The sequence below is a fragment of the Actinoplanes sp. M2I2 genome (assembly GCF_023544445.1).
GTDB lineage: Bacteria > Actinomycetota > Actinomycetes > Mycobacteriales > Micromonosporaceae > Actinoplanes.
Map to the genome: position 1 here is coordinate 96701 of NZ_JALPVJ010000024.1, position 24348 is coordinate 121048.

The 24348-nt window shown below is 69.7% G+C and carries 19 protein-coding genes; 15 read left to right on the forward strand and 4 right to left on the reverse strand.

The annotated features are described in order from the left end of the window. Window positions 1-172 precede the first annotated feature (172 nt). Genes HJC40_RS36720 through HJC40_RS36730 form a run of 3 tightly spaced genes read left to right on the forward strand, consistent with a single transcriptional unit; the run spans window position 173 to window position 3335 of the window. Entirely contained in the window at window positions 173-1519 is a 1347-nt protein-coding gene (locus tag HJC40_RS36720) for an extracellular solute-binding protein (protein ID WP_250008095.1), read from the forward strand. Then, complete coding sequence (locus HJC40_RS36725; protein ID WP_250008096.1) at window positions 1516-2439, forward strand: carbohydrate ABC transporter permease; 924 nt, start codon at window positions 1516-1518, stop codon at window positions 2437-2439. The genes HJC40_RS36720 and HJC40_RS36725 overlap by 4 nt, the downstream gene beginning before the upstream one ends. Window positions 2440-2450: 11 nt before the next feature. Then, window positions 2451-3335: a carbohydrate ABC transporter permease gene (locus HJC40_RS36730; RefSeq protein ID WP_250008097.1), complete on the forward strand. Its 885-nt coding sequence runs from the start codon at window positions 2451-2453 to the stop codon at window positions 3333-3335. On the opposite strand, the gene HJC40_RS36735 is transcribed toward HJC40_RS36730, so the two are convergent. Continuing rightward, window positions 3300-4337: a LacI family DNA-binding transcriptional regulator gene (locus HJC40_RS36735; protein ID WP_250008098.1), complete on the reverse strand. Its 1038-nt coding sequence runs from the start codon at window positions 4335-4337 to the stop codon at window positions 3300-3302. The two genes, HJC40_RS36730 and HJC40_RS36735, sit on opposite strands and share 36 nt — an antisense overlap. A gap of 132 nt (window positions 4338-4469) precedes the next feature. Here HJC40_RS36735 and HJC40_RS36740 point away from each other — a divergent pair, with 132 nt between their 5' ends. Then, on the forward strand, window positions 4470-7076 hold the full coding sequence (locus HJC40_RS36740; RefSeq protein WP_250008100.1) for a serine/threonine-protein kinase: 2607 nt from the start codon (window positions 4470-4472) through the stop codon (window positions 7074-7076). Window positions 7077-7397: 321 nt separating this feature from the next. Then, window positions 7398-7922, forward strand: coding sequence for a hypothetical protein (locus tag HJC40_RS36745; protein ID WP_250008101.1), 525 nt, complete (start codon window positions 7398-7400; stop codon window positions 7920-7922). A gap of 303 nt (window positions 7923-8225) precedes the next feature. On the opposite strand, the gene HJC40_RS36750 is transcribed toward HJC40_RS36745, so the two are convergent. Both HJC40_RS36750 and HJC40_RS36755 read right to left on the reverse strand, forming a co-directional pair. Further along, the gene (locus HJC40_RS36750; RefSeq protein ID WP_250008102.1) at window positions 8226-8792 is read right to left on the reverse strand and encodes a Uma2 family endonuclease; all 567 of its coding nucleotides are present in this window, start codon (window positions 8790-8792) and stop codon (window positions 8226-8228) included. Window positions 8793-9141: 349 nt separating this feature from the next. Continuing rightward, window positions 9142-10470 carry a GntR family transcriptional regulator gene (locus HJC40_RS36755; protein WP_250008103.1) on the reverse strand — a complete coding sequence of 443 codons (1329 nt, stop codon included), beginning with the start codon at window positions 10468-10470 and terminating at the stop codon, window positions 9142-9144. A 101-nt stretch (window positions 10471-10571) separates the two neighbouring features. On the opposite strand from HJC40_RS36755, the gene HJC40_RS36760 reads away from it, so the two are divergent. The 10 genes from HJC40_RS36760 to HJC40_RS36805 all read left to right on the forward strand — a co-directional run bounded on the left by HJC40_RS36760 (window position 10572) and on the right by HJC40_RS36805 (window position 23409). Beyond that, on the forward strand, window positions 10572-12059 hold the full coding sequence (locus tag HJC40_RS36760; RefSeq protein ID WP_250008104.1) for a CoA-acylating methylmalonate-semialdehyde dehydrogenase: 1488 nt from the start codon (window positions 10572-10574) through the stop codon (window positions 12057-12059). A 50-nt stretch (window positions 12060-12109) separates the two neighbouring features. Further along, window positions 12110-13483: an aspartate aminotransferase family protein gene (locus HJC40_RS36765; RefSeq protein ID WP_374273601.1), complete on the forward strand. Its 1374-nt coding sequence runs from the start codon at window positions 12110-12112 to the stop codon at window positions 13481-13483. A 157-nt stretch (window positions 13484-13640) separates the two neighbouring features. Next, window positions 13641-15077 (forward strand): gamma-aminobutyraldehyde dehydrogenase, encoded by a 1437-nt coding sequence (locus HJC40_RS36770; RefSeq protein ID WP_250008107.1) that lies wholly within the window; start codon window positions 13641-13643, stop codon window positions 15075-15077. A 38-nt stretch (window positions 15078-15115) separates the two neighbouring features. Then, complete coding sequence (locus tag HJC40_RS36775) at window positions 15116-16273, forward strand: ABC transporter ATP-binding protein (RefSeq protein WP_250008108.1); 1158 nt, start codon at window positions 15116-15118, stop codon at window positions 16271-16273. Between the two features lies 1 nt (window position 16274). Further along, a complete protein-coding gene (locus HJC40_RS36780) occupies window positions 16275-17528 on the forward strand; it encodes a spermidine/putrescine ABC transporter substrate-binding protein (protein ID WP_250008109.1) in 1254 nt (417 codons plus the stop codon). Window position 17529: 1 nt separating this feature from the next. Continuing rightward, window positions 17530-18393 carry an ABC transporter permease gene (locus tag HJC40_RS36785; RefSeq protein ID WP_250008110.1) on the forward strand — a complete coding sequence of 288 codons (864 nt, stop codon included), beginning with the start codon at window positions 17530-17532 and terminating at the stop codon, window positions 18391-18393. After that, window positions 18390-19247 carry an ABC transporter permease gene (locus tag HJC40_RS36790; protein WP_250008111.1) on the forward strand — a complete coding sequence of 286 codons (858 nt, stop codon included), beginning with the start codon at window positions 18390-18392 and terminating at the stop codon, window positions 19245-19247. Before HJC40_RS36785 ends, HJC40_RS36790 begins: the two co-directional genes overlap by 4 nt. Before the next feature lie 6 nt (window positions 19248-19253). After that, entirely contained in the window at window positions 19254-20618 is a 1365-nt protein-coding gene (locus tag HJC40_RS36795; protein WP_250008112.1) for an FAD-dependent oxidoreductase, read from the forward strand. Window positions 20619-20719: 101 nt separating this feature from the next. Continuing rightward, entirely contained in the window at window positions 20720-22009 is a 1290-nt protein-coding gene (gabT, locus tag HJC40_RS36800) for a 4-aminobutyrate--2-oxoglutarate transaminase (RefSeq protein WP_250008113.1), read from the forward strand. Window positions 22010-22026: 17 nt separating this feature from the next. Continuing rightward, on the forward strand, window positions 22027-23409 hold the full coding sequence (locus HJC40_RS36805; RefSeq protein WP_284044227.1) for an aspartate aminotransferase family protein: 1383 nt from the start codon (window positions 22027-22029) through the stop codon (window positions 23407-23409). A 71-nt stretch (window positions 23410-23480) separates the two neighbouring features. Here the strand turns inward: HJC40_RS36805 and HJC40_RS36810 are convergent, their stop codons facing one another. Continuing rightward, window positions 23481-24314, reverse strand: a complete 834-nt coding sequence (locus HJC40_RS36810) for a DUF72 domain-containing protein (RefSeq protein ID WP_250008115.1) — start codon at window positions 24312-24314, stop codon at window positions 23481-23483. Between the last annotated feature and the right edge of the window lie 34 nt (window positions 24315-24348).

Below are 24348 nucleotides of genomic sequence, written 5' to 3' on the forward strand. Positions count from 1 at the left end.
ACCTCGTGTTAATTTGCGGGTGTCGAGCGAAAGTTGCAGCCTCTGTGACGCGGGTGACCATACTTGCGGGTGACGACGTTTCTCGAGGCATCACAGCACCACTCTCGAGCATCACAGCACCACGGCGATCCTCTCGCCGCCTCCGGGGCGGCATTCGAGTTCGGAGATCAGCGTGACCAATAACCCGGTTTCCCGGCGGAACTTCCTTGGCCTGGCCGCGGGCGCGGCGAGCGCCGCGGCGCTCGCCGCCTGTGGCAGCGACGGCCCGAGCGAGAGCGGCGGTGGCAACACCGGCGGCGGCAGCGGCGGCGGCTCGGCCAGCTACTGGTCGCTCAGCGGCCCGCCCGGAGAGCCCGTCCGCAAGGCGGCGATCGAGCGGTTCAACAAGGCGAACGCCGACAGCAAGATCACGACGAACTTCTTCCAGAACGACGCCTACAAGCAGAAGATCAAGACCTCGATCGGCGCCAACCAGGGCCCGACGATGATCTGGGGCTGGGGCGGTGGCGGCCTCAAGGAGTACGTCAACTCCAACCTGGTCGAGGACCTGACCGGCTGGTTCGGCGAGAATGCGGCGGTCAAGGACAAGATCCTCCCGTCGTCGTTCGGCGCGGCCACGGTCAACGGCAAGATCTACGCGATGCCGATCGAGACCGTGCAGCCGATCGTGCTGTTCTACAACAAGAAGATGTTCGAGAAGATCGGCGCCCAGCCCCCGCAGTCGTGGGGCGAGATCATGGCCCTGGTGCCGAAGTTCAACGCGCAGAAGATCGCCCCGTTCTCGCTGGCCGGTCAGTCGCGCTGGACCAACATGATGTGGCTCGAGTTCCTGCTCGACCGCACCGCCGGCTCCGAGGTCTTCGACCGCGTCTTCGCCGGTGAGAAGGACGCCTGGAGCGACCCGGCCGTGCTGGACATGCTGACCAAGATCCAGGATCTGGTGAAGGCCAACGGCTTCCAGAAGGGCTTCTCGTCGACCACGGCCGACTCGAACGCCGACCAGGCGCTGCTCTACACCGGCCGCGCCGCGATGATGCTGCACGGCTCGTGGTCGTACGGCATCCAGACCGCCCAGGGTGGCAACTTCGTCAAGGACGGCGGCCTGGGCTGGATGAACTTCCCGGCCGTCGAGGGTGGCAAGGGCGACCCGAGCAACACGGTCGGTAACCCGGGCCAGTACCTCTCGATCTCGGCGAAGGCCACGCCCGAGGCCAAGGAGGTGGCGAAGAAGTTCATGTCCACCACCCTGGTCGACGACGAGGAGAAGGCCGGCTGGGTCAAGTCCGGCGGTGTGCCGGTGCTGAAGAACAGCGAGAGCCTGTTCACCGGTGGCGACGCGCAGTTCCTCAAGGACATGGCCGGCATCGCCAACGGCGCCAAGGTCTTCGCCCAGTCGTGGGACCAGGCGCTGAGCCCGACCGCCGCCGAGACGCTGCTGGACAACATCGCGAAGCTGTTCCAGCTGCAGGTCAGCCCGCAGCAGTGGGTCGACAGCATGAACGGGGTCATCGGGAAGTGACGACGATCGCTCCGCCCGTCGTCAGGACGAAGGAGCCCACCAAGTCCAGCGGCGGGCGGAGCGGTCCCGTCCTCTGGATGGCGCTGCCGGCCTTCATCTGGTTCCTGGCCTTCGGCGTCGTCCCGCTCTTCGGTGTGCTCGCACTCAGCTTCACGACCTGGAACGGTCTCGGCACGATCCAGCCCTCCGGCCTGACCAGCTGGAAGGCCACGCTGTCCGACCCGGGTCTGCCCCACGCCCTGTGGGTCACCTTCCTCATCATGGCGTTGTCGTGGGTGGTCCAGACGCCGATGTCGATCCTCATCGGAGTCTTCATCTCGGCCCGCAAGCGCTACCGCGAGTTCCTCGCGGTGCTGTTCTTCATCCCCTTGCTGCTCAGCTCGGCCGCCATCGCGATCACCTACAAGTCGTTGCTCGACCCCAACTTCGGTCTGGGCAACGGTCTGGGCATCTCCTGGCTCAACCAGGACTGGCTGGGCAACAGCACGCTGGCCATGGCGGTTCTGATCTTCATCGTGTCGTGGCAGTTCATCCCGTTCCACTCGCTGATCTATCAGGGCGCGGTGCGGCAGATCCCCACGAGCATGTACGAGGCTTCGCAGATCGACGGGGCCGGCCGTGTGCGCCAGTTCTTCTCGATCACGCTGCCGCAGCTGAAGTACACGATCATCACGTCCTCGACGCTGATGGTGGTCGGATCGCTGACGTTCTTCGACCTGATCTACGTGCTGACCGCCGGTGGTCCCGGTGACGCCACCCGGGCCCTGGCTCTGGCCATGTACCAGCAGGGCTTCCAGGCCAACCTGATGGGCCCGGCCAGCGCGATCGCCGTCATCCTGGTCCTGGTCGGACTCGGGTTGTCCCTGCTGCTGCGGCGGCTCGGCGGCCGGTCCGACGACAGCCAGCTGGAAGGAGCCTAGAGTTGGCGACCATGACCAGGCACGACCCGTCGCCGACCGTGCAGGGCAGCTCTGACTCGCACCGGCGGCGCAGGCGGGCCATGTCGTTCAACTGGCTCGGCGGCGGCTTCAGCTGGCTGTGGCTTCTGATCGTGATGATCCCGCTGTACTGGATCGTCATCACGAGTTTCAAGACCCAGGCGAACTACTTCATCACCAATCCGCTGGCTCCGCCGACCGATCTGACGTTCGAGAACTACACGACGGTCGTGGAGAACGACTTCATCCGGTACTTCCTCAACAGTGCCGTGGTGACGCTGGGTGCGGTGCTCCCGGCTGTGCTGATCAGTTTCATGGCGGCGTACGCGATCGTGCGGGGCAGCCACAGCCGGATTCTGCGGGGGATCAACGGGTTGTTCCTGCTGGGGTTGGCGATCCCGTTGCAGGCGGTGATCATCCCGGTTTATCTGATCATCATCCGGTTGAAGATGTACGACACGTTGCTGGCGATCATTCTGCCGTCGATCGCGTTCGCCATTCCGTTGTCGGTGCTGGTGTTGTCGAACTTCATCCGGGATGTGCCCAAGGAGTTGTTCGAGTCGATGCGGATGGACGGGGCGACCGAGTGGGGCACGTTGTGGCGGTTGGCGTTCCCGTTGACCCGGCCGGCTCTGGTCACTGTGGTGATCTACAACGGGTTGGGTATCTGGAACGGTTTCCTGTTGCCGCTGGTGCTGACCCAGAGTCCTGAGCAGCGGACCATTCCGTTGGCGCTGGCCGCGTTCCAGGGTCAGTTCGGGGTGAACATCCCGGCCATCGCGGCCTCGGTGGTGCTGACCACCGTCCCGATCGTCCTGCTCTACGCCATCGGGCGCCGCCAGCTACTGAGTGGACTGACGGCGGGTTTCAGCAAGTAATCTCGTGCTCTCCCGGACGACGAGCTCGGTCGCCAGCTCCACCCGGGGGGTTTCGATGGGCTCGCCGCGCGACAGTCGCAAGACTGTCCGTGCGGCGAGCCCGCCCATATCGGCCAGAGGCTGACGCACCGTCGTCAGCGGCGGCGACGACCAGCGCGCCTCCGGCAGGTCGTCGAACCCGACCACGCTCAGCTCGTCGGGCACCCGGATGCCCTTCAGCCGGGCCGCCTCGTAGACGCCCAGGGCCATCTGATCGCTCGACGCGAAGATCGCAGTCGGCGGGTCGTCGCGCTCGAGGAGCCGCTGGGCCGCCGCGAAGCCACCCTCGTGCGAGAAGTCGCCCGGCTCGATCAGCCGCCGGTCGACCCGCATGCCGGCCGACTCCAGCGCCGCGCGGTAGCCGTCGAGACGGGCGCGGCTGCAGAGCAGGCTGCGCGGGCCCTCGATGAGCCCGATGCGCTGGTGGCCCAGAGAGATCAGGTGCTCGGTGGCGCTGCGGCCACCCGACCAGTTCGTCGCGCCTATCGTCGGCACGTCCGAGGCAGCACCGCCGGCCGGATCGATTATCACCATGGGAACGTTCAACCGGTGGAGTTCGGTGTAGACCGGGCCGGCCCCGTCCGAGATCACCAGGATGACCCCGTCGGACTGACGCGACCGCAGATTCTGCAGCCACTGCCGGGTCGACGCGGTGCGCCGGTGCACGGCCGACACCACGGTGCCGACCCCGGCCGCGTGGGTGACCTCCTCGACACCGCGGATCAGCTCCACGGCCCACGGACTGTCAAGATCGTGAAAAACCAGGTCGACGAGTCCCGCACGGAGCGGCTGGCGAGAGTTACGAGGCCGGTAGTCGTGCTCGCGCAGCAGATGCTCGATGCGGTCGCGCGTCTCCGGAGAGACGTCCGTACGCCCGTTGAGCACCCGTGACACCGTAGGAACAGAAACCCCGGCAGCCTCGGCAATGGTCGCGATAGTGACTCTTCGCCCGGTCACGGCCATTGTCTCTCCTCGCCCGCCCCACGATCGTACCGAAACTTTCGTCTCGGAGTTCCGGAAGTATTGCACATTCCCCAACGGATAAGGGCACGTGCACACGTCTGATCTCGGCGGTAGCCGGGTAAGGGGCCTCACATGCCTCTGATCGCCGGCCGTTACCGCTTGGGCCGAACCCTGGGTATCGGCGGCATGGGCAAGGTCTGGCACGCCCGTGACGAGGTCCTGCAGCGCGACGTCGCCATCAAGGAGGTGCTCCTCCCCGACGACCTCGTGGCCCGCGACCGCGAGACGGTCAACCGCCGCACGCTCCGCGAGGCCCGCGCGGCCGCCCGGCTCGGCCACCCCAACGTGGTCCAGGTCTTCGACGTGTTCGAGGTGGACGGCCGCCCCTGGATCGTCATGGCCTACGTGCCGTCCCGCTCCCTGCACGAGGTCCTCAAGGAGTCCGGCCCGCTGGAACCGCGACGCGTGGCTCGCATCGGCCTCGCCCTGCTGGCCGCCCTGCGCGCCGCCCACAACGCCGGCGTGGACCACCGCGACGTCAAGCCGGCCAACGTGCTGCTGGCCGACGACGGCCGCGTGCTGCTCACCGACTTCGGCATCGCCACCATCGAGGGCGACAGCCAGATCAGCAGCTCCGACATGCTCATCGGCTCCCCGGAGTTCATGTCCCCGGAACGCGCCCGGCACGGCACGGCCGGCATGGCGTCGGACCTGTGGTCCCTGGGAGCCACGCTGTACGCCGCCGTGGAGGGCCGGTCACCCTTCCACCGGACGTCGGCGCTGGCCACGCTGACCGCCCTGGCCACCGACGAGCCCGACGCGCCGCGGCAGGCCGGGCCGCTGATTCCGGTGCTGGAAGGCCTGCTGCGCCGCGACCCGGACGAACGCCTCGACGCGACCGCCGCCGAACACCTGCTCCGCGAGGCGGCGACGGGGGCCTATGGTCACGCCCTCGTTCCCGTACGCGGGGAGACCGCAACCACGGACGCGTTGCCCGCGGCGCCCTACGTCGAAGACCCCGCGCCCGTCCGCGATGCCGCCGCCGACGGCCAGAACCCGGCGGCGGCCCCGGCTGCTGCCGCGGCTGCCGCTTCCGCGGGTTCGGCTCTTGCGGGGTCAGCTCCCGCTGAGCCGGCAGCAACCGACGGCTCAGCGTCGGCCGATGACCGCGCCGGGGCCCCCGCGCATGCCGATAAGCCCCCTGCCGACTCGTCCGCTGCCGACTCGTCCGCTCCCGGCCCGATTGCGGCCGGCTCGGTTGGCGCCGGCGCGTCTGCCGCCGGCTCGAATGGCGCGGGCTCGGTTGCCGGCGGCTCGGCCGTCGCCGGTTCGCCTGGTGCTGACTCGTCCGCAGCCGACCTCTCCTCAGCAAGCTCCGCTGCTGCCGTTGCTCCTCACGCCGATGGAGGTGCGCCGGCCGCTGCTCGTGCTGATGGTGCTGCGCCGGCCGCTGCTCGTGCTCATGGTGCTGCCCCGGCCGCTGCTCATGCTGATGGTGCTGCCCCGGCCGCCGCTCAGACCGGTGCCGAGCCTTCAGCCCCTGAACAGAGCGGCGGGGCATCGCCCGGCCGCTCGGGTGAGGCTGCCGTCTCACCCGATGGTTTTTCAGCCCGGGCCGGTGTTGGCACCGCAGCCTCAGTAGGCGTCGATTCGTCTCTGCCCGCGACCGGCGGAGTGGCTCAGCCTCCTGCTGCTGCCGGTGCACCGTCCGGGTCGCCTGCTGTTGCTCCCGGCGCAGCGTCCGCGCTGTCCGGTGTCGGAGCGGGTCGCGTGCCGGCGCAGCGGTCGCCGTCGACCGTCGACAGCGACGTGCCCGGTACACCGGAACCTGCTCCGCCGCCCGGCCCGGTCATGCCTCCCCCCGCCGCCGCGTTCGCTCCCGGCCAGGCCTCTCCCACGTCCGATCCGGCTTCGCCCAGGCCCGGCCAGAACGGGTCCGACCCGCACCGTGGCCGGGCGAAGCCGGTTCCAGCCGACGTCGAGGGGAAGCCAAGGCCTTCCTCGGCTCGCCGGTGGCTCCTGGTCGCCTCGGCCGTTGTGGCCGTACTCGTGGGAGCCATCTTCTGGGGCGTGACCAGAAACGGATCGGACGGCGAGGCGAACACCGGCGCCGGCGATCCGGCCGCCACGGCCCCCGGCCCGCAGTCCACAGCGTCGGAGGCGCCGGCCGCGACGCCATCGTCGCCGTCGGGCGCCTCAGCCTCCGCCGGCGCGCCCCCCACCTCCGCCGCCTCGACCCCGAAGCCCTCGCCGACCGGCGCCGACGGCGGCACCGGGTCCGGCTCGGGCGTCCCCGAGCTCCCCAACGGCTGGCGCGACTACCGCGACAGCACGGGCTTCGCTGTCTACGTCCCCGAAGGCTGGACCCGCTCCAAGGAAGGCTCGATCGTCTACTTCCGCGACGGCCGCACCGGCCGAGTCCTGGGCATCGACCAGACCAAGAAACCGGCCCCCAACCCCGTCGCCGACTGGCGCGGCAAGGCGGACTACCGCGTCTCCCGCGGCGACTTCCCCTCCTATCGCGAGATCCACATCCGCTCGACCGACTACTTCCAGAAGGCCGCCGACTGGGAGTTCACCTTCTCCCGTAGCGGCGTCCGCCAGCACGTCAACAATCGCGGCGTCATCACCTCCAAAACGCAGGCGTACGGCTTCTACTGGCAGACCCGAGACGCCGACTGGTCCCGCTACCGCGATGATCTCCAGTTGGTTTTCGACAGCTTCCGCCCGGCCACCTGAGCCGCATCGACCGTCCCTGAGTGCACCGAGTGCTGTCTATAAGTGCGCCTTCTTCCTGAGGCGCCGCCCTCGTGGAGCGACCCTCGCGTCTGGGGCGGGCCCTCTGATAAGTCGTGCCGGCCACCATGGCCCTGGTGTGGGAGCGACGTTACAGCGGTTCGGAGGGGTGTTATCGGTTGTCCACAGGCGGCGTCGGGGCGATGACGTAGTTGTCCACAGGCTTGCCCGGCACGGAACTCCGAGTGGCAGACTTCGGCACCTCATCGGTCGTTCGCGGAAGGGCTCGCCGTGCGGTTGCCTCGATTTATCCTGGCCGGCATCTTGCTGGCCGGCACTGTTCTGCTGCTGACCGAGTTGTTCGCCCACGAGGCGCCGGGCGCGGTGGCTTTCGGGGTCTTCGTGCCGCTCTGGCTTGCGGTGTCGGTCATCAACGCGGGGATCGGCGTCTTCTCGGCCGGTTACAAGCCGAGCGAGGAGGCCGGTTTCCTGCTTCCGGTGTTCGGCGTTCCGGCGCTCGCCGCGGGTCTCGCCTGGTGGGCCTGGCCCGATGGGCCGCCGCTCGGTGGTGTCCGCTTCTTCTGGTTCCTCATCGTGGGCATCGCTCTTTGGGCATCGATCGCTCTGCTCGCCGAATTGTTGATCCCGCAGGCCACCAGAGAGACTGCCCTTCGCACCGCCACGTTCGTCTTCGTCCCGGTGTGGGTGGCTCTCCAAGTCGTCAACCTGCTGATCGGGGTTCTGGTGGAGGGCTATTCGGTAGCCGAGGAACTCGTCGTCCTGCTGGTCAATGTCGCGGTCCCCGCGGGCATAGCTCTGGTCACGTCCCGGCTCGTGCAGAGGAGATGACTCTGGCTACAGAAGAGCGTCTCGTGGTCTTGCCTCAGGGTCGCGCAGCGCGGCGATCGAGCCTCGCCTGTCAGGTCCGGCCGACTCCATCTCGGCATAGCCATCGAGCACGGATCACCCGGCCGTACTGGTCAGAACACCGCCGGGGTTTCATGCTCGTCGCGGGGTCGCGGGGTCGCGGGGTCGCGGGGTCGCGGGGTCGCGGGGTCGCGGGGTCGCGGGGTCGCGGGGTCGCGGGGTCGCGGGGTCGCGGGGTCGCGGGGTCGCGGGGTCGCGGGGTCGCGGGGCGGCCGGCCGTGCTGGTCAGAACACCACGAGGTCTGCGGTTCGGATGCGGAGGGGGAAGGGCACTTTGCTGATGAGGATGTCGCCGGGGCCGGCCGAAGCGCGTTCGAGGTAGCGCTCGTCCTGCAGGTGGAACAGCCGGACGGTGACTGCCCGGTGCTCGGCTGATTCGGGCTGCGTCAGGAGAAGCCAGGGGATGCCTGCCGCGGCGTAGTGCTCGATGCGTTCCGGCGTTCCGGCGTAGTCGCTGCCGGGCCTGGTGATCTCGCCGACGAGCACAGTGTCGGTGGCGTCGGCGAAGGCGGCCAGCCGGTCGGCGCGAGCGACGACGAGGTCGGGCACCAGCAGGCGGTCCGGTCCGAGCCGGAGGAGCACGGCGCCGTGCGCGCCGAGCCCGGCCTTGCGCGCCGACGTTCGCAACGCGCGCACCAGCAGATGGGCGACGCTCTGGTGCGGGACGGTCGGCGCAGGACTCGGCAGGACCCACCCGTCGACCGTCTCCAGTCGCGAGTCTGTTTCGCCGATAGCCACGCCGTCTTTGCGCTCTCGAGGCTCACTGAGCCGTTGCAGCCCGACCTTTGTCACCCGACGATTGTCGAACGACTAGATGTCGTATGTCAACGCCCGCGGCAACGAAAGCTTCGCGGGGTGGGAGGCTGCCGGATCTCCGAGGCCGGTCCGGGTGGTGGGCGTTCGCGGGGTCGCCGTCCGGTGTGGTGGGTCGGTTGTGGTGGCTGACATCGGCCGGTCCGCGGGGTCGCCTGCGCCGGTCGGCGGTGACGGCACGGCGGCGGTGACGGCACGGCGGCGGTGACGGCATGGGGCTGGCGCGGCGGTGACGGCACGGGGGCGGTGACGGCACGGCGGTGGCGCGGCGGTGGCGGCACGGCGGTGGTGCTGCGGTGGCGGCGCGGCGGGGCGTGGCCGGGGAAGGTCAGCGGGTGACGGAGAGGGCGGGGACGCGGGCGGCTGCGGCCAGGTGGGCGGCCACGGTCGCGTGGCCGGTGGCGATCAGGCCCACGGTGACCCGCAGGTGCGGCCGGCCGGGGCCGATCGTGAACGCCCGCCCGGCCGCGGCCCCGATCCCGTTGCTGGCCAGGGCGATCAGGGCGGCCTGTTCGTCGGCCACCGGCAGCCACAGGTTCAGCCCGTCGCCCGCGGGCACGGCCACACCGGCGTCGCCGAGTGCGGCTTCGATCAGGTGGCGCCGCCGCGCGTACTCGTCCCGGGCCGACGCGACGGCGGTGACCGACGCCGGGTCGGTGAGCAGGATCAGCAGCAGGTGTTGCAGCAGGCGGCTGGTCCAGCCCTGGCCCAGCAGACGGCGCTCGAGGATCGGGTCGAGCACGGCGGCCGGGCCCGAGACGGCGGCCAGGCGCAGGTCGGGCCCGTGCGACTTGGAGAAGCTGCGGACGTGGATCGTCTGCCGGGGCAGGTACGAGCCCAGGGAGTGCAGCGGCGCCGAGGACACGTCGCCGGCCGAGTCGTCCTCGACGGCGCGCACGTGCGGAGCCTCCGCGAGCACCGCGGCCAGTGACGCCGCTCGCGACGGTGACCACGAAGCCCCGGTGGGGTTGAGGGCCCGCGGCTGCAGGAACACCGCGGTGGGCCGGGAGGCCAGGGCCGTCCGGAGGGCATCCGGGATCATGCCGTGCTCGTCGGTGCCGGCCGCGACGGCCTGGACGCCCAGCGACTCCAGCAGGTCGAGCAGGGGTGGGAAGCACGGGTTCTCCACCACCGCTCGGTCGCCCAGGCGCAGCAGCGAGGAGGCGACGTGGTCGATCGCGTCCATCGCGCCGTCGAAGACGGCCAGGCGTTCGAACGCGTACGGCCACCGGTCGCTCAGCAGCGCGGCCAGTTCCGGCAGGACGGGCTCGTCCAAATAGCTCGTCGGCGCGGCCGGGAGGCCGGTCGGTGCGGGCAGCGCGGGGAGCAGGCGCGGGTCCGGTACACCGGTGGACAGGTCGAGGGTGAAACCGGAGCGCCGCCGCAGAGCCGCGCGGTAGCGGCCCGGCCCGTCGGCCCGGGAGGACGCGACGACCGTGCCGCGACGTCCGTCGGTCTGGATGGTGCCCGAGCGGCGTAGCAGCTGCCAGGCGGCGCTGACCGTGGTCGGCGACATCTGCAGCTCGGCGGCGACCCGGCGGACCGGAGGGAGCCGGCTGCCCGGTGGCAGCGCGCCGTCGCCGACCGCCCGTCCCACGGCCTCGGCCAGGCCGCGCGCGGTGACGTCGGTGAGGCGGGAGCGGACTTCGGAGAGCACGCGAGAACCCAATCGGGAGACGTGGATGGAGCGCCGCACCGGCTTTGTGACAGTACGTTCAAGGCATTGTTCGGTCCAGAGCTGTTACGTAATCTCCGCTCATGATTCGTATCGCGCACTGGATCGGCGGCTCTGAGCGCGCCGGCGTCTCGGGCCGGGTCGGCCCCGTCTTCAATCCCGCGACCGGGGAGCAGACCGCCGAGGTCGACCTGGCCTCGGCCGAGGAGGTGGGCCAGGTCGTCGCCGCGGCCAAGGAGGCGGCCCGGGCGTGGCGTTCGGCGTCGCTGGCCAAGCGGGCCACGGTGCTGTTCAGGTTCCGGGAGCTGCTCGCCGCGCGGTCACCGGAGCTCGCCGCGATCATCACCAGCGAGCACGGCAAGGTGCTCTCCGACGCGGCCGGCGAGGTGGCCCGCGGCCTGGAGAACGCCGAGTTCGCCACCGGCATCCCGCACCTGATGAAGGGCTCGTTCTCGGAGCAGGCGGCCACCGGCGTCGACGTCTACTCGATCCGCCAGCCGCTCGGGGTGGTCGCCGGCATCACGCCGTTCAACTTCCCGGCGATGGTGCCGCTCTGGATGTGCACCACGGCGATCGCGGCCGGCAACGCCTTCGTGCTCAAGCCCAGCGAGAAGGACCCGTCGGCGGCGCAGTTCCTGGCCCGGCTGTGGCACGAGGCCGGGCTGCCCGAGGGCGTCTTCACCGTCGTCAACGGCGACGTCGAGGCGGTCAACGCGATCCTCACACACCCGGACATTGCCGCAGTCAGCTTCGTCGGCTCGACCCCGGTGGCGAAGTACATCTACGAGACCGGCACGGCCCACGGCAAGCGCGTGCAGGCCCTCGGCGGCGCCAAGAACCACATGGTCGTGCTGCCCGACGCCGAGATCGACGCGGCCGCCGACGCCGCGGTGAGCGCCGCCTACGGCTCGGCCGGCGAGCGCTGTATGGCCGTCTCGGTCGTGGTGGCCGTGGGTGACGTGGCCGACCCCCTGGTCGACGCTATCGCGGCCCGCCTGCCCAAGCTCAAGATCGGCGCCGGCGCCGACCCGGAGTCGCAGATGGGCCCGCTGATCAGCGCCCAGCACCGGGAGAAGGTCGCCGGGTACATCGAGCGCGGCGCCGGCGCGGGCGCGACGGTCGTCGCCGACGGCCGGGAGGCCGAGGTGCCGGAGAACGGCTACTTCCTCGGCGTCACGCTGCTCGACAACGTCACCCCGGACATGGACGTCTACGCCGACGAGATCTTCGGGCCGGTGCTCTGCGTGGTGCGCGCTCGGACGTACGCCGAGGCTCTGGATCTCATCAACGACAACGAGTACGGGAACGGCACCGCCATCTTCACCCGCGACGGCGGCGCGGCCCGGCAGTTCCAGTTCGACGTGAACGCGGGCATGGTCGGGGTCAACGTGCCTATCCCGGTGCCGGTCGCCTACTACTCGTTCGGCGGCTGGAAGGCCTCGCTGTTCGGCGACACCCACATGTACGGGCCGGACGGCATCCACTTCTTCACCCGCTCCAAGGTCGTCACGTCCCGCTGGCCGGATCCCGGCACCTCCAGCGTCGACCTCGGCTTCCCGACCAACCGATGAGCGACCGCGAACTGACGAGCGACAGCCGATCGATGAGCGACCGCCGACCGATGAGCGACCGCCGACCGATGAGCGACAGCCGACCGATGACCGCCGAGCTGATCAGGGCGGACGATCGCGCCCACGTCTTCCACTCGTGGTCGGCCCAGGGCCTGATCAACCCGCTGCCGATCGCCGGCGCGAGCGGCAGCTACTTCTGGGACTACGAGAACACCCGATATCTGGACTTCTCGTCGCAGCTGGTGAATGTCAACATCGGACATCAGCATCCCCGACTGGTGGCGGCCATCCAGGAGCAGGCGGCGAAGCTCTGCACGATCCAGCCCGCCTTCGCCAACGACAAGCGCGGCGAGGCGGCCCGCCTGATCAGCGAGCTCGCCCCCGCGCACCTCAACAAGGTCTTCTTCACCAACGGCGGCGCCGAGGCCAACGAGAACGCGATCCGCCTGGCCCGCGGGCACACCGGCCGGCACAAGGTGCTGTCCACCTACCGCAGCTATCACGGCTCGACGTCGACCGCGATCGCCGCGACCGGCGACCCGCGCCGCTGGGCCAACGAGCCGGCGGCGGTCGGCCTGGTGCACTTCTGGGGCCCGTACCCGTACCGGTCGCCCTTCTATGCCGAGACGCCCGAGCAGGAGACCGAGCGCGCGTTGCGGCACCTGCGCGACACGATCGTCTTCGAGGGCGCCAGCACGATCGCCGCGGTGCTTCTCGAGACCGTCGTCGGCACCAACGGCGTCCTCGTGCCGCCGCCGGGCTATCTGGCCGGCGTCCGCGCCCTCTGCGACGAGTTCGGTCTGGTCTTCATCGCCGACGAGGTGATGGCCGGCTTCGGGCGGTGCGGCGAGTGGTTCGCGGTCGACCGGTGGGGCGTCGCCCCCGACCTGATCACCTTCGCCAAGGGCGTCAACTCCGGCTACCTCCCGCTCGGCGGCGTGATCATTTCGGATGAGATCGCCGAGACGTTCCGGGAACGGCCGTTCCCGGGCGGCCTGACGTACTCGGGTCATCCGCTCGCCTGCGCCTCGGCGGTCGCCTCGATCGAGATCTTCAAGGAGGAGGGGATCGTGGAGCACGCCCGCGCGATCGGCGACGACGTGATCGCGCCGGGGCTGGCCGAGCTGGCCGCGAAGCACCCCAGCGTCGGGGAGGTCCGCGGGCTCGGGGTCTTCTGGGCGATCGAGCTCGTCCGCGACCGCCGGACCCGTGAGCCCCTGGTGCCGTTCAACGCCTCCGGTACGGCCGCCGCGCCGATGAACGAGGTGGCCGCCGCGTGCAAGGAGCGGGGCCTCTGGCCGTTCACCCACTTCAACCGGGTGCACGTGGCGCCGCCCTGCACGGTCAGCGCCGACGAGGTGCGTACCGGTCTGCAGATCCTCGACGAAGCATTGCTGGTGGCCGACAGGTATTACGCGGGTTGACACAGGATTGCGTGGCCCGAAAGCCCGCCGGGCCCCGATTCCGTTTCGTCTTTGGAAATTAGTTTCGGATTCCCTTGTCTTCAGTCCTTCGCGTGTGTCAAGGTCTCGCAGTCGTTCGTGGGAGCTGTCACAAGCCCGCTACGGGAGGTCTTATTTCGTGAGCGCCGCGTTGCCCGTTCTGCGCAATTTCGTCGGTGGTGACCACGCCGGCACGGTCGACGGGGCCACCTCCGAGGTGATCGACCCCAGCACCGGGGAGGCGTACGCGCTCGCCCCGATCTCGGCCGGACGGGACGTGGACGCGGCGATGGCCGCGGCCGAGGCCGGCTTCGAGGTGTGGCGTGACGCCACCCCGGCCGAGCGGCAGCGGGCGCTGCTGCGGATCGCCGATGCGGTCGAGGCGCGGGCCGGCGAGATCATCGCGGCCGAGTGCCGGAACACCGGCAAGCCGGTCGCGGCCACCGGGGCCGAGGAGATGGCGCCGCTGCTGGACGAGCTGCGCTTCTTCGCGGGCGCGGCGCGCAATCTGGAAGGCAAGTCCGCCGGCGAATATCTGCGCGACCACACCTCCTTCGTGCGGCGCGAGCCGATCGGCGTGTGCGCGCAGATCACCCCGTGGAACTACCCGATGGTCATGGCGGTGTGGAAGTTCGCCCCGGCGATCGCGGCCGGCAACGCCGTGGTGCTCAAGCCGTCCGACACGACCCCGGTGTCGACCCTGCTGCTGGCCGAGATCGCGGCCGAGTTCCTGCCGCCGGGCGTGCTCAACGTGGTCTGCGGCGACCGGGACACCGGCCGGGCCGTGGTCGCCCACCCGGCGCCCCAGCTCGTCTCGATCACCGGCTCGACGCGGGCCGGCATGGAGGTGGCCGTCGCGGCCGCCGCCGACCTCAAGCGGGCGCATCTCGAACTGGGCGGCAAGGCGCCGGTCATCGTCTTCGACGACGCCGACATCGCCGCCACGGCCGCGGCCATCGCCGGTGCGGGCTACTTCAACGCCGGCCAGGACTGCACGGCGGCGACCCGGGTGCTGGTCCACGACCGCATCGCGGCCGACTTCACCGACGCTCTGGCCGAGGCCGCCCGCGCCACCCGCGTCGGCGGGCCGGACGACACGGAGGCCTTCTTCGGCCCGGTCAACAACGCCGGTCAGCTGGCCCGGGTCCAGGGCTTCCTCGACCGTACGCCCGAGCACGCCGACATCGTCGCCGGCGGCAAGCGCATCGGCGAGCGCGGCTACTTCCTCGAGCCGACCGTCGTGGCCGGTCTGCGGCAGCGTGACGAGATGGTCCAGGACGAGGTGTTCGGCCCGGTCATCACCGTTCAGCAGTTCGACGACGAGGACCGGGCGGTCCGCTGGGCCAACGACGTCCGGTTCGGGCTGAGCGCGAGCGTGTGGACCCAGAACCACGGCCGCGCGATGCGGGTCTCCCGGCGGCTCGACTTCGGAGCCGTCTGGATCAATACTCATCTGCCGTTCGTCTCCGAGATGCCGCACGGCGGGTTCGGCCATTCCGGCTACGGCAAGGACCTGTCGATGTACGGCTTCGAGGAGTACACCCGGATCAAGCACGTGATGAGCTACCTCGGCTGAGCCCACCCCCTGCAAGCCCCACCGCGAAGAGGAACGCCATGACCACCCCCCAGCACAGCGCGGTACGCGCCCGGACAGCGGCGCCGGCCGGCGGCACGGCGGCGATCGAGTTCGTCGGCGTGAACAAGAACTACCTGTCGCACGGCGAGACGGTGCCCGCCGTCAAGCGCACGGATCTGGCGATCGCGCAGGGGGAGTTCTTCTCGCTGCTGGGCCCGTCCGGCTGCGGCAAGACCACCACCATGCGGATGATCGCGGGCTTCGAGGAGCCCACCGCCGGCAAGGTCTATCTGGACGGTCAGGACGTCACCGGCGTCTCGGCGAACAAGCGCGACGTCAACATGGTGTTCCAGTCGTACGCGCTCTTCCCGCACCTCAACACCCATCAGAACGTCGCCTTCGGCCTCGAGCGCAAGAAGGTCTCCAGGAGCGAGATCGCCCGCCGGGTCGGCGAGATCCTCGAGATCGTGTCGCTGACCGGCATGGAGAAGCGCTCGCCCAAGGAGATGTCCGGCGGCCAGCAGCAGCGCGTCGCGCTGGCCCGGGCACTGGTCAACCGCCCGCGGGCGCTGCTGCTGGACGAGCCGCTGGGCGCGCTCGACCTCAAGCTGCGTCAGCAGATGCAGATCGAGCTCAAGCGCATCCAGCGCGAGGTGGGCATCACCTTCGTCTACGTCACCCACGACCAGGGCGAGGCGCTGACCATGTCGGACCGGATCGCCGTGATGAACGCCGGGGTGATCGAGCAGCTGGGCTCGCCGCGCGAGATCTACGAGCGGCCGGCGTCGCGTTTCGTGGCCGGCTTCATCGGCACGTCGAACATCGTGGACGGTCACGTGGACCGGGTCGAGGGCGGGCTGGCGCTGCTGAGCTACACCACTCAGGACCGGGTCGTCGTCCCGGTGGCCCGGCCGGTGCGCCAGGGCGACAAGCTCGAGGTGTCCATCCGTCCGGAGAAGATCGATCTGCACCGTGGGGTGCCGCCCGTGCAGTCAACAGGCGGCAGTGTGCTTTCCGGCACAGTGACCGAGGTCGTTTATCACGGAACCTCAACGAATTACACCGTAGCCACGGCGGCAGGCGCGGACTTCACTGTCTTCGATCAAAATGCATCGAACGCCGATGATCTCGCGGATCGCGGCGACCGGGTGTACCTCACCTGGGCCCCCCAGCACTCATACCTGATCGGAGACTGAAATGTCTGCGTCGAATATGTCCGACCCCACCCTGCTCCGCGGTCTGACCCAGCGCCGCTTCGGCCGTCGGGACGCGCTTCGGCTCTCCGGCCTGGCGGGCCTGGGCGCCGCGCTGGCCGCCTGTGGTGTTCAGGGTCAGGGCACGCAGGCTCCGCCCAGCGCGGAGCCCGACGCCGTCGCCAAGTTCTGGAACGGCAAGGTCAAGAACGGCACGCTGAACTTCGCGAACTGGCCGCTCTACATGGACCCGAAGCGGCCCGAGCTCAAGAAGTTCACCGCCAAGACCGGCATCAAGGTGAACTACCAGGAAGTCATCCAGGAGATGGGTCCCTGGTTCGCCAAGGTGCAGCCGCAGCTCTCGGCCGGGCAGTCCATCGGCTACGACCTGATGGTCATCACCAACAGCTTCCAGTTCACGCAGTTCCGCGACTCGGGCTTCCTCGCCCCGCTCGACCACTCGAAGCTGCCGAACTACGCCAAGAACGTCGCCGCCGCGTACAAGAAGGAAGCCTTCGACCCGGGCAACGCCTACAGCATCCCGTGGGCCTCGGGCATGACCGGCATCGCGTACGACGAGAACAAGACCGGCAAGATCACCAAGCTCGCCGACCTGTGGGACAACCCGGCGCTCAAGGGCAAGGTCGGCATGTTCTCCGACATCCAGGAGCTGGCCAACTTCGGCCTCCTGAAGATCGGCGTCGACCCGGCCAAGTCCACCGCGGACGACTGGGAGCGCGCGGCCGGTGAGCTGAGGAAGCAGAAGGACGCCGGCCTGGTCCGCAACTACTACGACCAGAGCTACGTCGAGGCGCTCGGCAGCGGCGAGGTGTGGGCGACCCAGGCGTGGTCGGGCGACATCTTCCAGAAGAACATCTCCGACGGGACGAACTTCAAGTTCATCATCCCGGAGGAGGGCGGCACGATCTGGACCGACAACTTCGCGATCCCGATCACGGCCAAGAACCCGGTCGACGCAATCACGGCGATGGACTTCTTCTACGAGACCGCGAACGCGTCGACGCTGGCCGAGTTCATCAGCTACGTGTGCCCGGTGCCGTCGGCCCAGGCCGACATGCGCAGCCGCGCCGCCAAGCTCACCGGCGAGGACAAGGACGCGCTGCTCGCGCTGGCCAACAGCAAGCTCGTGTTCCCGACCGCCGCCGAGTACGCCAAGCTGCACTACTACGTCTCGTTCGAGGCCACCTCCGAGCAGCAGAAGTTCCAGAAGACCTTCGAACCGATCGTGCTGGGATGATATGAGCCGCGTCAAACGACAGATCGCTCCCTACCTGCTGGTCCTGCCCGGCGGGATCTGGCTGCTGATCTTCTTCGCGGTGCCGATGGTCGCGATGTTGTCGCTCTCCCTCCAGGAGGGCGACATCGTGAGCGGCTATCGCTTCACCGGCCACTGGCAGACGTACACGGAAGCGATCTCGGCGTACCAGACGCAGATCTACCGGTCGCTGATCTACGGCGGCATCGCGACCGTCGCGCTGATCGTCCTGGCCTTCCCGGTCGCCTACTGGATCGCCTTCTACGGCGGCCGGCGCAAGCCGACGTACCTCTTCCTGGTCCTGCTGCCGTTCTTCGTCTCGTTCGTGCTCCGCACGATCTCGTGGCGGCAGATCCTGACCGACGAGGGGCCGCTGCTGCATCCGCTGCGGGAGGCCGGTCTGATCGGGCAGTCGTTCCACATCCTGGGTACGCCGTTCGCGGTGATCGCCGGGCTGGTGTACAACTTCCTGCCGTTCATGGTGCTGCCGATCTATGTGGCGCTGGAGCGCATCGACCCGCGCGTGGTCGAGGCGGCCCGCGACCTGTACGCCAACCCGGCCACCACGTTCCGGCGGGTGATCTTCCCGCTGGCCCTGCCCGGCGTGTTCGCCGGCGTGCTGATGACGTTCGTGCCGGCCAGCTCCGACTTCGTCAACTCCGAGGTGCTGGGCAGCTCGGAGACGACGATGATCGGCCAGGTCATCCAGGCGCAGTTCCTCGACAACTCCGACTATCCGACGGCCTCGGCGCTCTCCTTCGTGCTGATGTTCGTGCTGCTGATCGGCGTCTTCACGTACGCCCGGATCCTGGGCACGGAGGACGTCATGAAGGTGGCCGCACGATGACGGCGTCGACTGTGGAGAGGCCGCAGCTTCCCAAAACCGAGGAGGCGGCCCGGATCCGGCCCAAGCGGCGGATCACCGGCGGGGGACTGCTCCACGCGTACACCTGGGTGATCATCGCTTGGCTCGTCGTGCCGATCGCGGTCATGATCGCGTTCGGGTTCAACGACACCCCGGGCCGCTACAACCAGACCTGGGACGGTTTCACCTTCAAGTGGTACGGGCGGCTGTTCGAATACCCGGACCTGACCAGCGCGCTGATCACGTCGCTGGTCATCGCGATCGTGTCGAGCCTGCTGGCCGGCGCGCTGGGCACCGGCATCGGCTACGCGCTGGGCCGTTACCGCTTCACCGGTTCGGGCTCGCTCAACCTGATCATGTTCGCGACGATGTCCTCGCCCGAGCTGATCATGGGTGCGTCGCTGCTCAGCCTGTTCGTCTCGGCCGGCGCCGGGCTGGGTCCGATCACGATCACGATCGCGCACGTGATGTTCTCGATCTCGTTCGTCGCCGTCGTCGTGCGGGCCCGGGTGATGACCCTGGACCGCTCGATCGAGGAGGCCGCGTCCGACCTGGGCGCGACCGGCTGGGTCACGTTCTGGAAGGTCACCTTCCCGATCATCCTGCCGGCCGTGTTCTCCGGCGTCCTGCTGGCGTTCGCGCTCTCCATCGACGACTTCATCGTCACCGCCTTCACGGCGGGCACCACCAAGACGTTCCCCATCTGGATCTGGGGCGCCACCCGCGTCGGCATCCCGCCGCAGGTCAACGTCATGGGCACGCTCATCTTCGCGGTCGGCGTCCTGGGCGCCGTCATCGCCAACATCCGATCGTCTCGACAGGGTAAGCGGGCTTGATATCTCGTGGCATCTTCCTCGGATGCTTTGAAGGACGCGGCCACTGAGCCGTACTGGCTGTCCCAGGTGGGGGCTCCGGCCCCCGCCGCCCCGCTCGACGGCGCCGACACCGCGGATCTCGCGGTGGTCGGCGCCGGCTACAGCGGGTTGTGGACGGCGCTGCTGGCCAAGGAACGCGATCCCGCCCGCGACGTGGTGGTGATCGAGGCGGGCACGGCCGGCTGGGCGGCTTCGGGCCGCAACGGCGGGTTCTGCGCCGCCTCGCTCACCCACGGCTACGACAACGGCATGAGTCGCTTTCCCGCGGAGATGCCCGTTCTGTCGAGAATGGGCCAGGCGAACCTCGACGAGATCGAGGCGACGGTCGGGCGCTACGGCATCGACTGCGACTTCTCCCGTACGGGGGAGTTGCAGGTGGCCACGGCGCAGTGGCAGCTGGCCGGCCTGCGGGGCGGGGAGGTCCTCGACCGTGACCAGATCCGGGCCGAGGTCGACTCGCCCACCTACCTCGGCGGCGTCTGGGACCGCGACGGCTGCGCGATGGTCGACCCGGCCCGTCTGGTCTGGGGTCTGCGCGAGGCGTGCCGGTCGCTGGGCGTGCGGTTCTACGACCGTTCGCCGGTCGAGCGGATCGCGGCGCACGGCGGCGGGCTGCGGCTGCGCACCCGGCGCGGGCAGCTCGACGCGGGCCGGGTCGCGCTGGCCACCGGCGCCCACGGCAAGCTGCTGCGGCGCCTCGGGCACTTCGTCGTGCCGGTCTACGACTACGTGCTGATGACCGAGCCGCTGTCCCCGTCGCAACTGGCCTCGATCGGCTGGCGCCACCGGCAGGGCATCGGCGACGCCGGCAACCAGTTCCACTACTACCGGCTCTCCGCCGACAACCGGATCCTCTGGGGCGGCTACGACGCCGTGTACTACAACGGCGGCCGGATCAACCCGGCGCACGATCAGCGCGAGGCGACCTTCGCCGTGCTGGCCGAGCACTTCTTCGAGACCTTCCCGCAGCTGGAGGGCCTTCGCTTCACGCACAAGTGGGGCGGTGTGATCGACACGTGCAGCCGGTTCAGCGGCTTCTTCGGTACGGCTCACGGCGGCAAGCTGGCGTATGCGGTCGGCTACACCGGCCTCGGCGTGGGGGCGACCCGCTTCGGCGCCAACGTGATGCTGGACCTGCTGAGCGGGGAGCGCACCGAACGCACGTCGCTCGCGATGGTGCGCCGCAAGCCGGTGCCGTTCCCGCCCGAACCGGTGCGCTCCGGCGTGATCCAGCTGACCCGCTGGTCGATCGCCCGGGCCGACCGCCACGACGGCCGTCGCAACCTGTGGCTGCGCACGCTCTACAAGGTCGGCCTGGGCTTCGACTCGTGACCCGGTCTTCCTGTGACGAAGCACGGAAATAGTTGTCGCGACTCTTGCATGCGACGGAATCAGTGAAATGATCGGGTCCTGAAGCCCGAAGGAGTTGAGTGATGCCCTCGTCGGCCGAGTTGCACAAACGCCGGTCCGCGGCCGTCGCGCGCGGGGTCAGCAGCATGATCCCGTCGTATGTGAGCACCGCCGGCGGCGGCACGATGACCGATGTGGACGGCCGCGAGTGGATCGACTTCGCCGCCGGCATCGCGGTCACCAACGTCGGCAACGCCGCGCCCCGGGTGGTCGAGGCGGTGCGGGCCCAGGTCGAGCGGTTCACCCACACCTGCTTCATGATCGCGCCGTACGAGCAGTACGTGGCCGTGTGCGAGGAGCTGGGCGCCCTCACCCCGGGCGACTTCGAGAAGCGGTCGGCGCTGTTCAACTCGGGCGCCGAGGCGGTCGAGAACGCGGTCAAGATCGCCCGGCACGCCACCGGCCGCCAGGCGGTCGTCGTGTTCGACCACGCGTACCACGGCCGGACCAACCTGACGATGGCCCTGACCGCCAAGGTGATGCCCTACAAGCAGGGCTTCGGGCCGTTCGCGGGCGAGATCTACCGCGTTCCGATGTCCTATCCGCTGCGCGACGGCCGCGGTGGGGCGGACGCGGCGGCGTACGCCATCGGTCAGATCGAGAAGACGGTCGGGGCGGCCAACGTCGCCGCGGTGCTGATCGAGCCCATCCAGGGCGAGGGCGGTTTCGTCGTGCCCGCCGAGGGCTTCCTGCCGGCGATCGCGGCGTGGAGCAAGGCCGCCGGCGCGGTGTTCATCGCCGACGAGATCCAGACCGGCTTCTGCCGCACCGGCGAGTGGTTCGCCTCGTCGCACGAGGGCGTGGAGCCGGATCTGATCACCACGGCCAAGGGCATCGCCGGCGGGCTGCCGCTGGCCGCGGTCACCGGCCGGGCCGAGATCATGGACGCCGTGCACCCCGGCGGGCTCGGCGGCACGTACGGCGGGAATCCGATCGCCTGCGCCGCCGCGCTCGCCTCCATCGAGACGATGCGCGAGCTCGACCTGGCCGCCGCGGCCCGCCGCATCGAGTCGATCGCGCGGCCCCGGCTCGAGGCGCTCGCGGCCAAGCACCCGGCGATCGCCGAGGTCCGTGGCCGGGGCGCGATGCTGGCCGTCGAGGTCGTGATACCCGGCGAGGACGGTGCGGCCGGTCCGGCGCCCGACGCCGCCTCCACCGCCGCGGTGGCCAAGGCGGCGCACGAGCTGGGTCTGCTGCTGCTCACCTGCGGCACCTACGGCAACGTGATCCGGCTGCTGCCGCCGCTGGTCATCTCCGACGAGGAGCTCGATCGCGGCCTCAGCCTCCTCGAGCAAGCCTTCTCGACTCTTTAATTCATCAGGAGCCCCCCTTGAGCGACCTCCAGTCACCCGACTACGAAAAGCTGGCCGGCGACGCCCGCGACCACCTGTGGATGCACTTCACCCGGCTGTCGAGCTATCAGAAGGCCGACGTCCCGATGATCGTGCGCGGCGACGGCTGCTACATCTGGGACTCCACCGGCCGCCGCTACCTCGACGGCCTGTCCGCGCTGTTCGTGGTGCAGACCGGCCATGGCCGCCAGGAGCTGGCCGAGGCCGCCGCCAAGCAGGCCGGCGAGCTGGCCTACTTCCCGCTCTGGTCGTACGCCCACCCCAAGGCGGTCGAGCTGGCCGACCGGCTCGCCGACCTGACCCCCGGCGACCTCAACCGGGTCTTCTTCACCACCGGTGGCTCCGAGGCCGTCGAGTCGGCCTGGAAGCTCGCCCGCTCGTACTTCAAGCGGGTCGGCAAGCCGGCCAAGACCAAGGTGATCTCCCGCTCGATCGCCTATCACGGCACGTCGATGGGCGCCCTGTCGATCACCGGCATCCCGGCCATCAAGGCCGACTTCGAGCCGCTGGTGCCCTCGACCCTGCGCGTGCCCAACACCAACTACTACCGCCGTCCCGACGAGTCGCAGTCGCTCGAGGAGTTCGGCATCTGGGCGGCCGACCGCATCGCCGAGGCCATCGAGTTCGAGGGCCCCGAGACGGTCGCCGCGGTCTTCCTCGAGCCGGTGCAGAACTCCGGCGGCTGCTTCCCGCCGCCGCCCGGCTACTTCCAGCGGGTCCGCGAGATCTGCGACCGGTACGACGTGCTGATGGTCTCCGACGACGTCATCTGCGGATTCGGCCGGCTCGGCGAGTACTTCGGTGGCAACAAGTACGGCTACACGCCCGACATCATCACCGTCGCCAAGGGTCTGACCAGCGGCTACGTGCCGCTCGGCGCGATGATTGCCTCCGACCGCCTGGCCGAGCCGTTCCTTGAGGGCACCAACTGGTTCGCCCACGGCATCACCTACGGCGGCCACCCGGTCGGCTCGGCGGTGGCGCTGGCCAACCTCGACATCATGGAGCGGGAGAACCTCAACCAGCACGTCCGCGACAACAGCGAGCTGTTCCGGTCCTACCTCGACCGCCTGAGCGACCTGCCGATCGTCGGCGACGTGCGCGGCGACGGCTACTTCTTCGGCATCGAGCTGGTCAAGGACAAGGCCACGAAGGAGACGTTCAACGAGGAGGAGTCGGAGCGGCTGCTGCGCGGCTTCCTCTCGGGCGCCCTGTTCGAGGCCGGGCTCTACTGCCGGGCCGACGACCGGGGCGACCCGGTCATCCAGCTGGCGCCGCCGCTGATCGCGGGCGAGACCCAGTTCGCCGAGATCGAGCAGATCCTGCGCTCGGTGCTGACCGAGGCGTCGAACCAGCTCTGAGCCGTTCCTGAGCCCGGCCCCCTCCCGGGGTGCCGGGCTCACGGCTGTCCGGTGTACGGCGCTCGGGTCGTTCAGAACAGCGTCAGCGGCCCGACCGGCTCGGGTTCGGGCAGTGGGGGCAGGCCGGGGGTCAGGGCGGCCACCTCGGCGTGGAAGCGGCGGGCCAGGGCGGGCGCGCCGCTGTTGTCCGGGGTGTGGATGAAGACGGTGGGGGAGCGGCCCTCGCGCAGCCAGCCGGCCACCACCGGCAGCCAGCGCTGCCAGCCCTCGACGGTGCGGGCCGGGTCGTCGCGGCCCAGATAGCGGACGATCGGGTGGTCCGTGAGCGCCCGCGGGCGTACCGGGAGACGGGGTTTCTTGGACCACGCGTCGCGCTCGGCGTCGCTGGTGGGTGGGGTCGCGAACATGACGCTCGTGTCGAAGGGGACCCGCTCGGCGCCGGCCTCGGTGAGCAGCTGTTCCAGCGGCGCCGGGTCGTCGGCGAAGGACGGATGCCGCACCTCGACGGCGTAGCGGTAGCCCGTGGGCCGGTGGCGCAGAAACATTTCCAGAGCCGGCAGATCGGCCGGGCCGAACGAGGCCGGGAGCTGGATCCACAGCGCGTGGACCCGGGGGCCGAGCGGCTGGATCGCGTCCAGGAAGGCCCGCAGTTCCGCCTCGCCGCCGGTGAGGCGCCGGTCGTGGGTGACGACGCGCGGCACCTTGAGGACGAAACGGAAGTCCTCGGGGGTCTGCCGGGCCCAGCCGGTCACGGTGTCGCGGGCGGGCGTGGCGTAGAACGTCGTGTTGCCCTCGACCGCGTTGCACCAGCCCGCGTAGGCCGCCAGCCTGTCCGGCCCGGGGCCGGCGATCGTGCCCTGCCAGGCCTTGTGTGTCCACATGGCACAGCCGACATGCAGCCGCATGCCTCACCACTTCCATCCAGCAGTCACCCGGCCC

What these genes read in the sequence shown, in the direction of transcription:
- HJC40_RS36780 (WP_250008109.1), top strand. Translation starts at nt 16,275, where the DNA reads ATGTCTGCGTCGAATATGTCCGACCCCACCCTGCTCCGCGGTCTGACC.
- gabT (WP_250008113.1), top strand. Translation starts at nt 20,720, where the DNA reads ATGCCCTCGTCGGCCGAGTTGCACAAACGCCGGTCCGCGGCCGTCGCG.
- HJC40_RS36810 (WP_250008115.1), bottom strand. Translation starts at nt 24,314, where the DNA reads ATGCGGCTGCATGTCGGCTGTGCCATGTGGACACACAAGGCCTGGCAG.
- HJC40_RS36740 (WP_250008100.1), top strand. Translation starts at nt 4,470, where the DNA reads ATGCCTCTGATCGCCGGCCGTTACCGCTTGGGCCGAACCCTGGGTATC.
- HJC40_RS36735 (WP_250008098.1), bottom strand. Translation starts at nt 4,337, where the DNA reads ATGGCCGTGACCGGGCGAAGAGTCACTATCGCGACCATTGCCGAGGCT.
- HJC40_RS36765 (WP_374273601.1), top strand. Translation starts at nt 12,110, where the DNA reads ATGAGCGACCGCCGACCGATGAGCGACAGCCGACCGATGACCGCCGAG.
- HJC40_RS36730 (WP_250008097.1), top strand. Translation starts at nt 2,451, where the DNA reads ATGACCAGGCACGACCCGTCGCCGACCGTGCAGGGCAGCTCTGACTCG.
- HJC40_RS36785 (WP_250008110.1), top strand. Translation starts at nt 17,530, where the DNA reads ATGAGCCGCGTCAAACGACAGATCGCTCCCTACCTGCTGGTCCTGCCC.
- HJC40_RS36775 (WP_250008108.1), top strand. Translation starts at nt 15,116, where the DNA reads ATGACCACCCCCCAGCACAGCGCGGTACGCGCCCGGACAGCGGCGCCG.
- HJC40_RS36760 (WP_250008104.1), top strand. Translation starts at nt 10,572, where the DNA reads ATGATTCGTATCGCGCACTGGATCGGCGGCTCTGAGCGCGCCGGCGTC.
- HJC40_RS36790 (WP_250008111.1), top strand. Translation starts at nt 18,390, where the DNA reads ATGACGGCGTCGACTGTGGAGAGGCCGCAGCTTCCCAAAACCGAGGAG.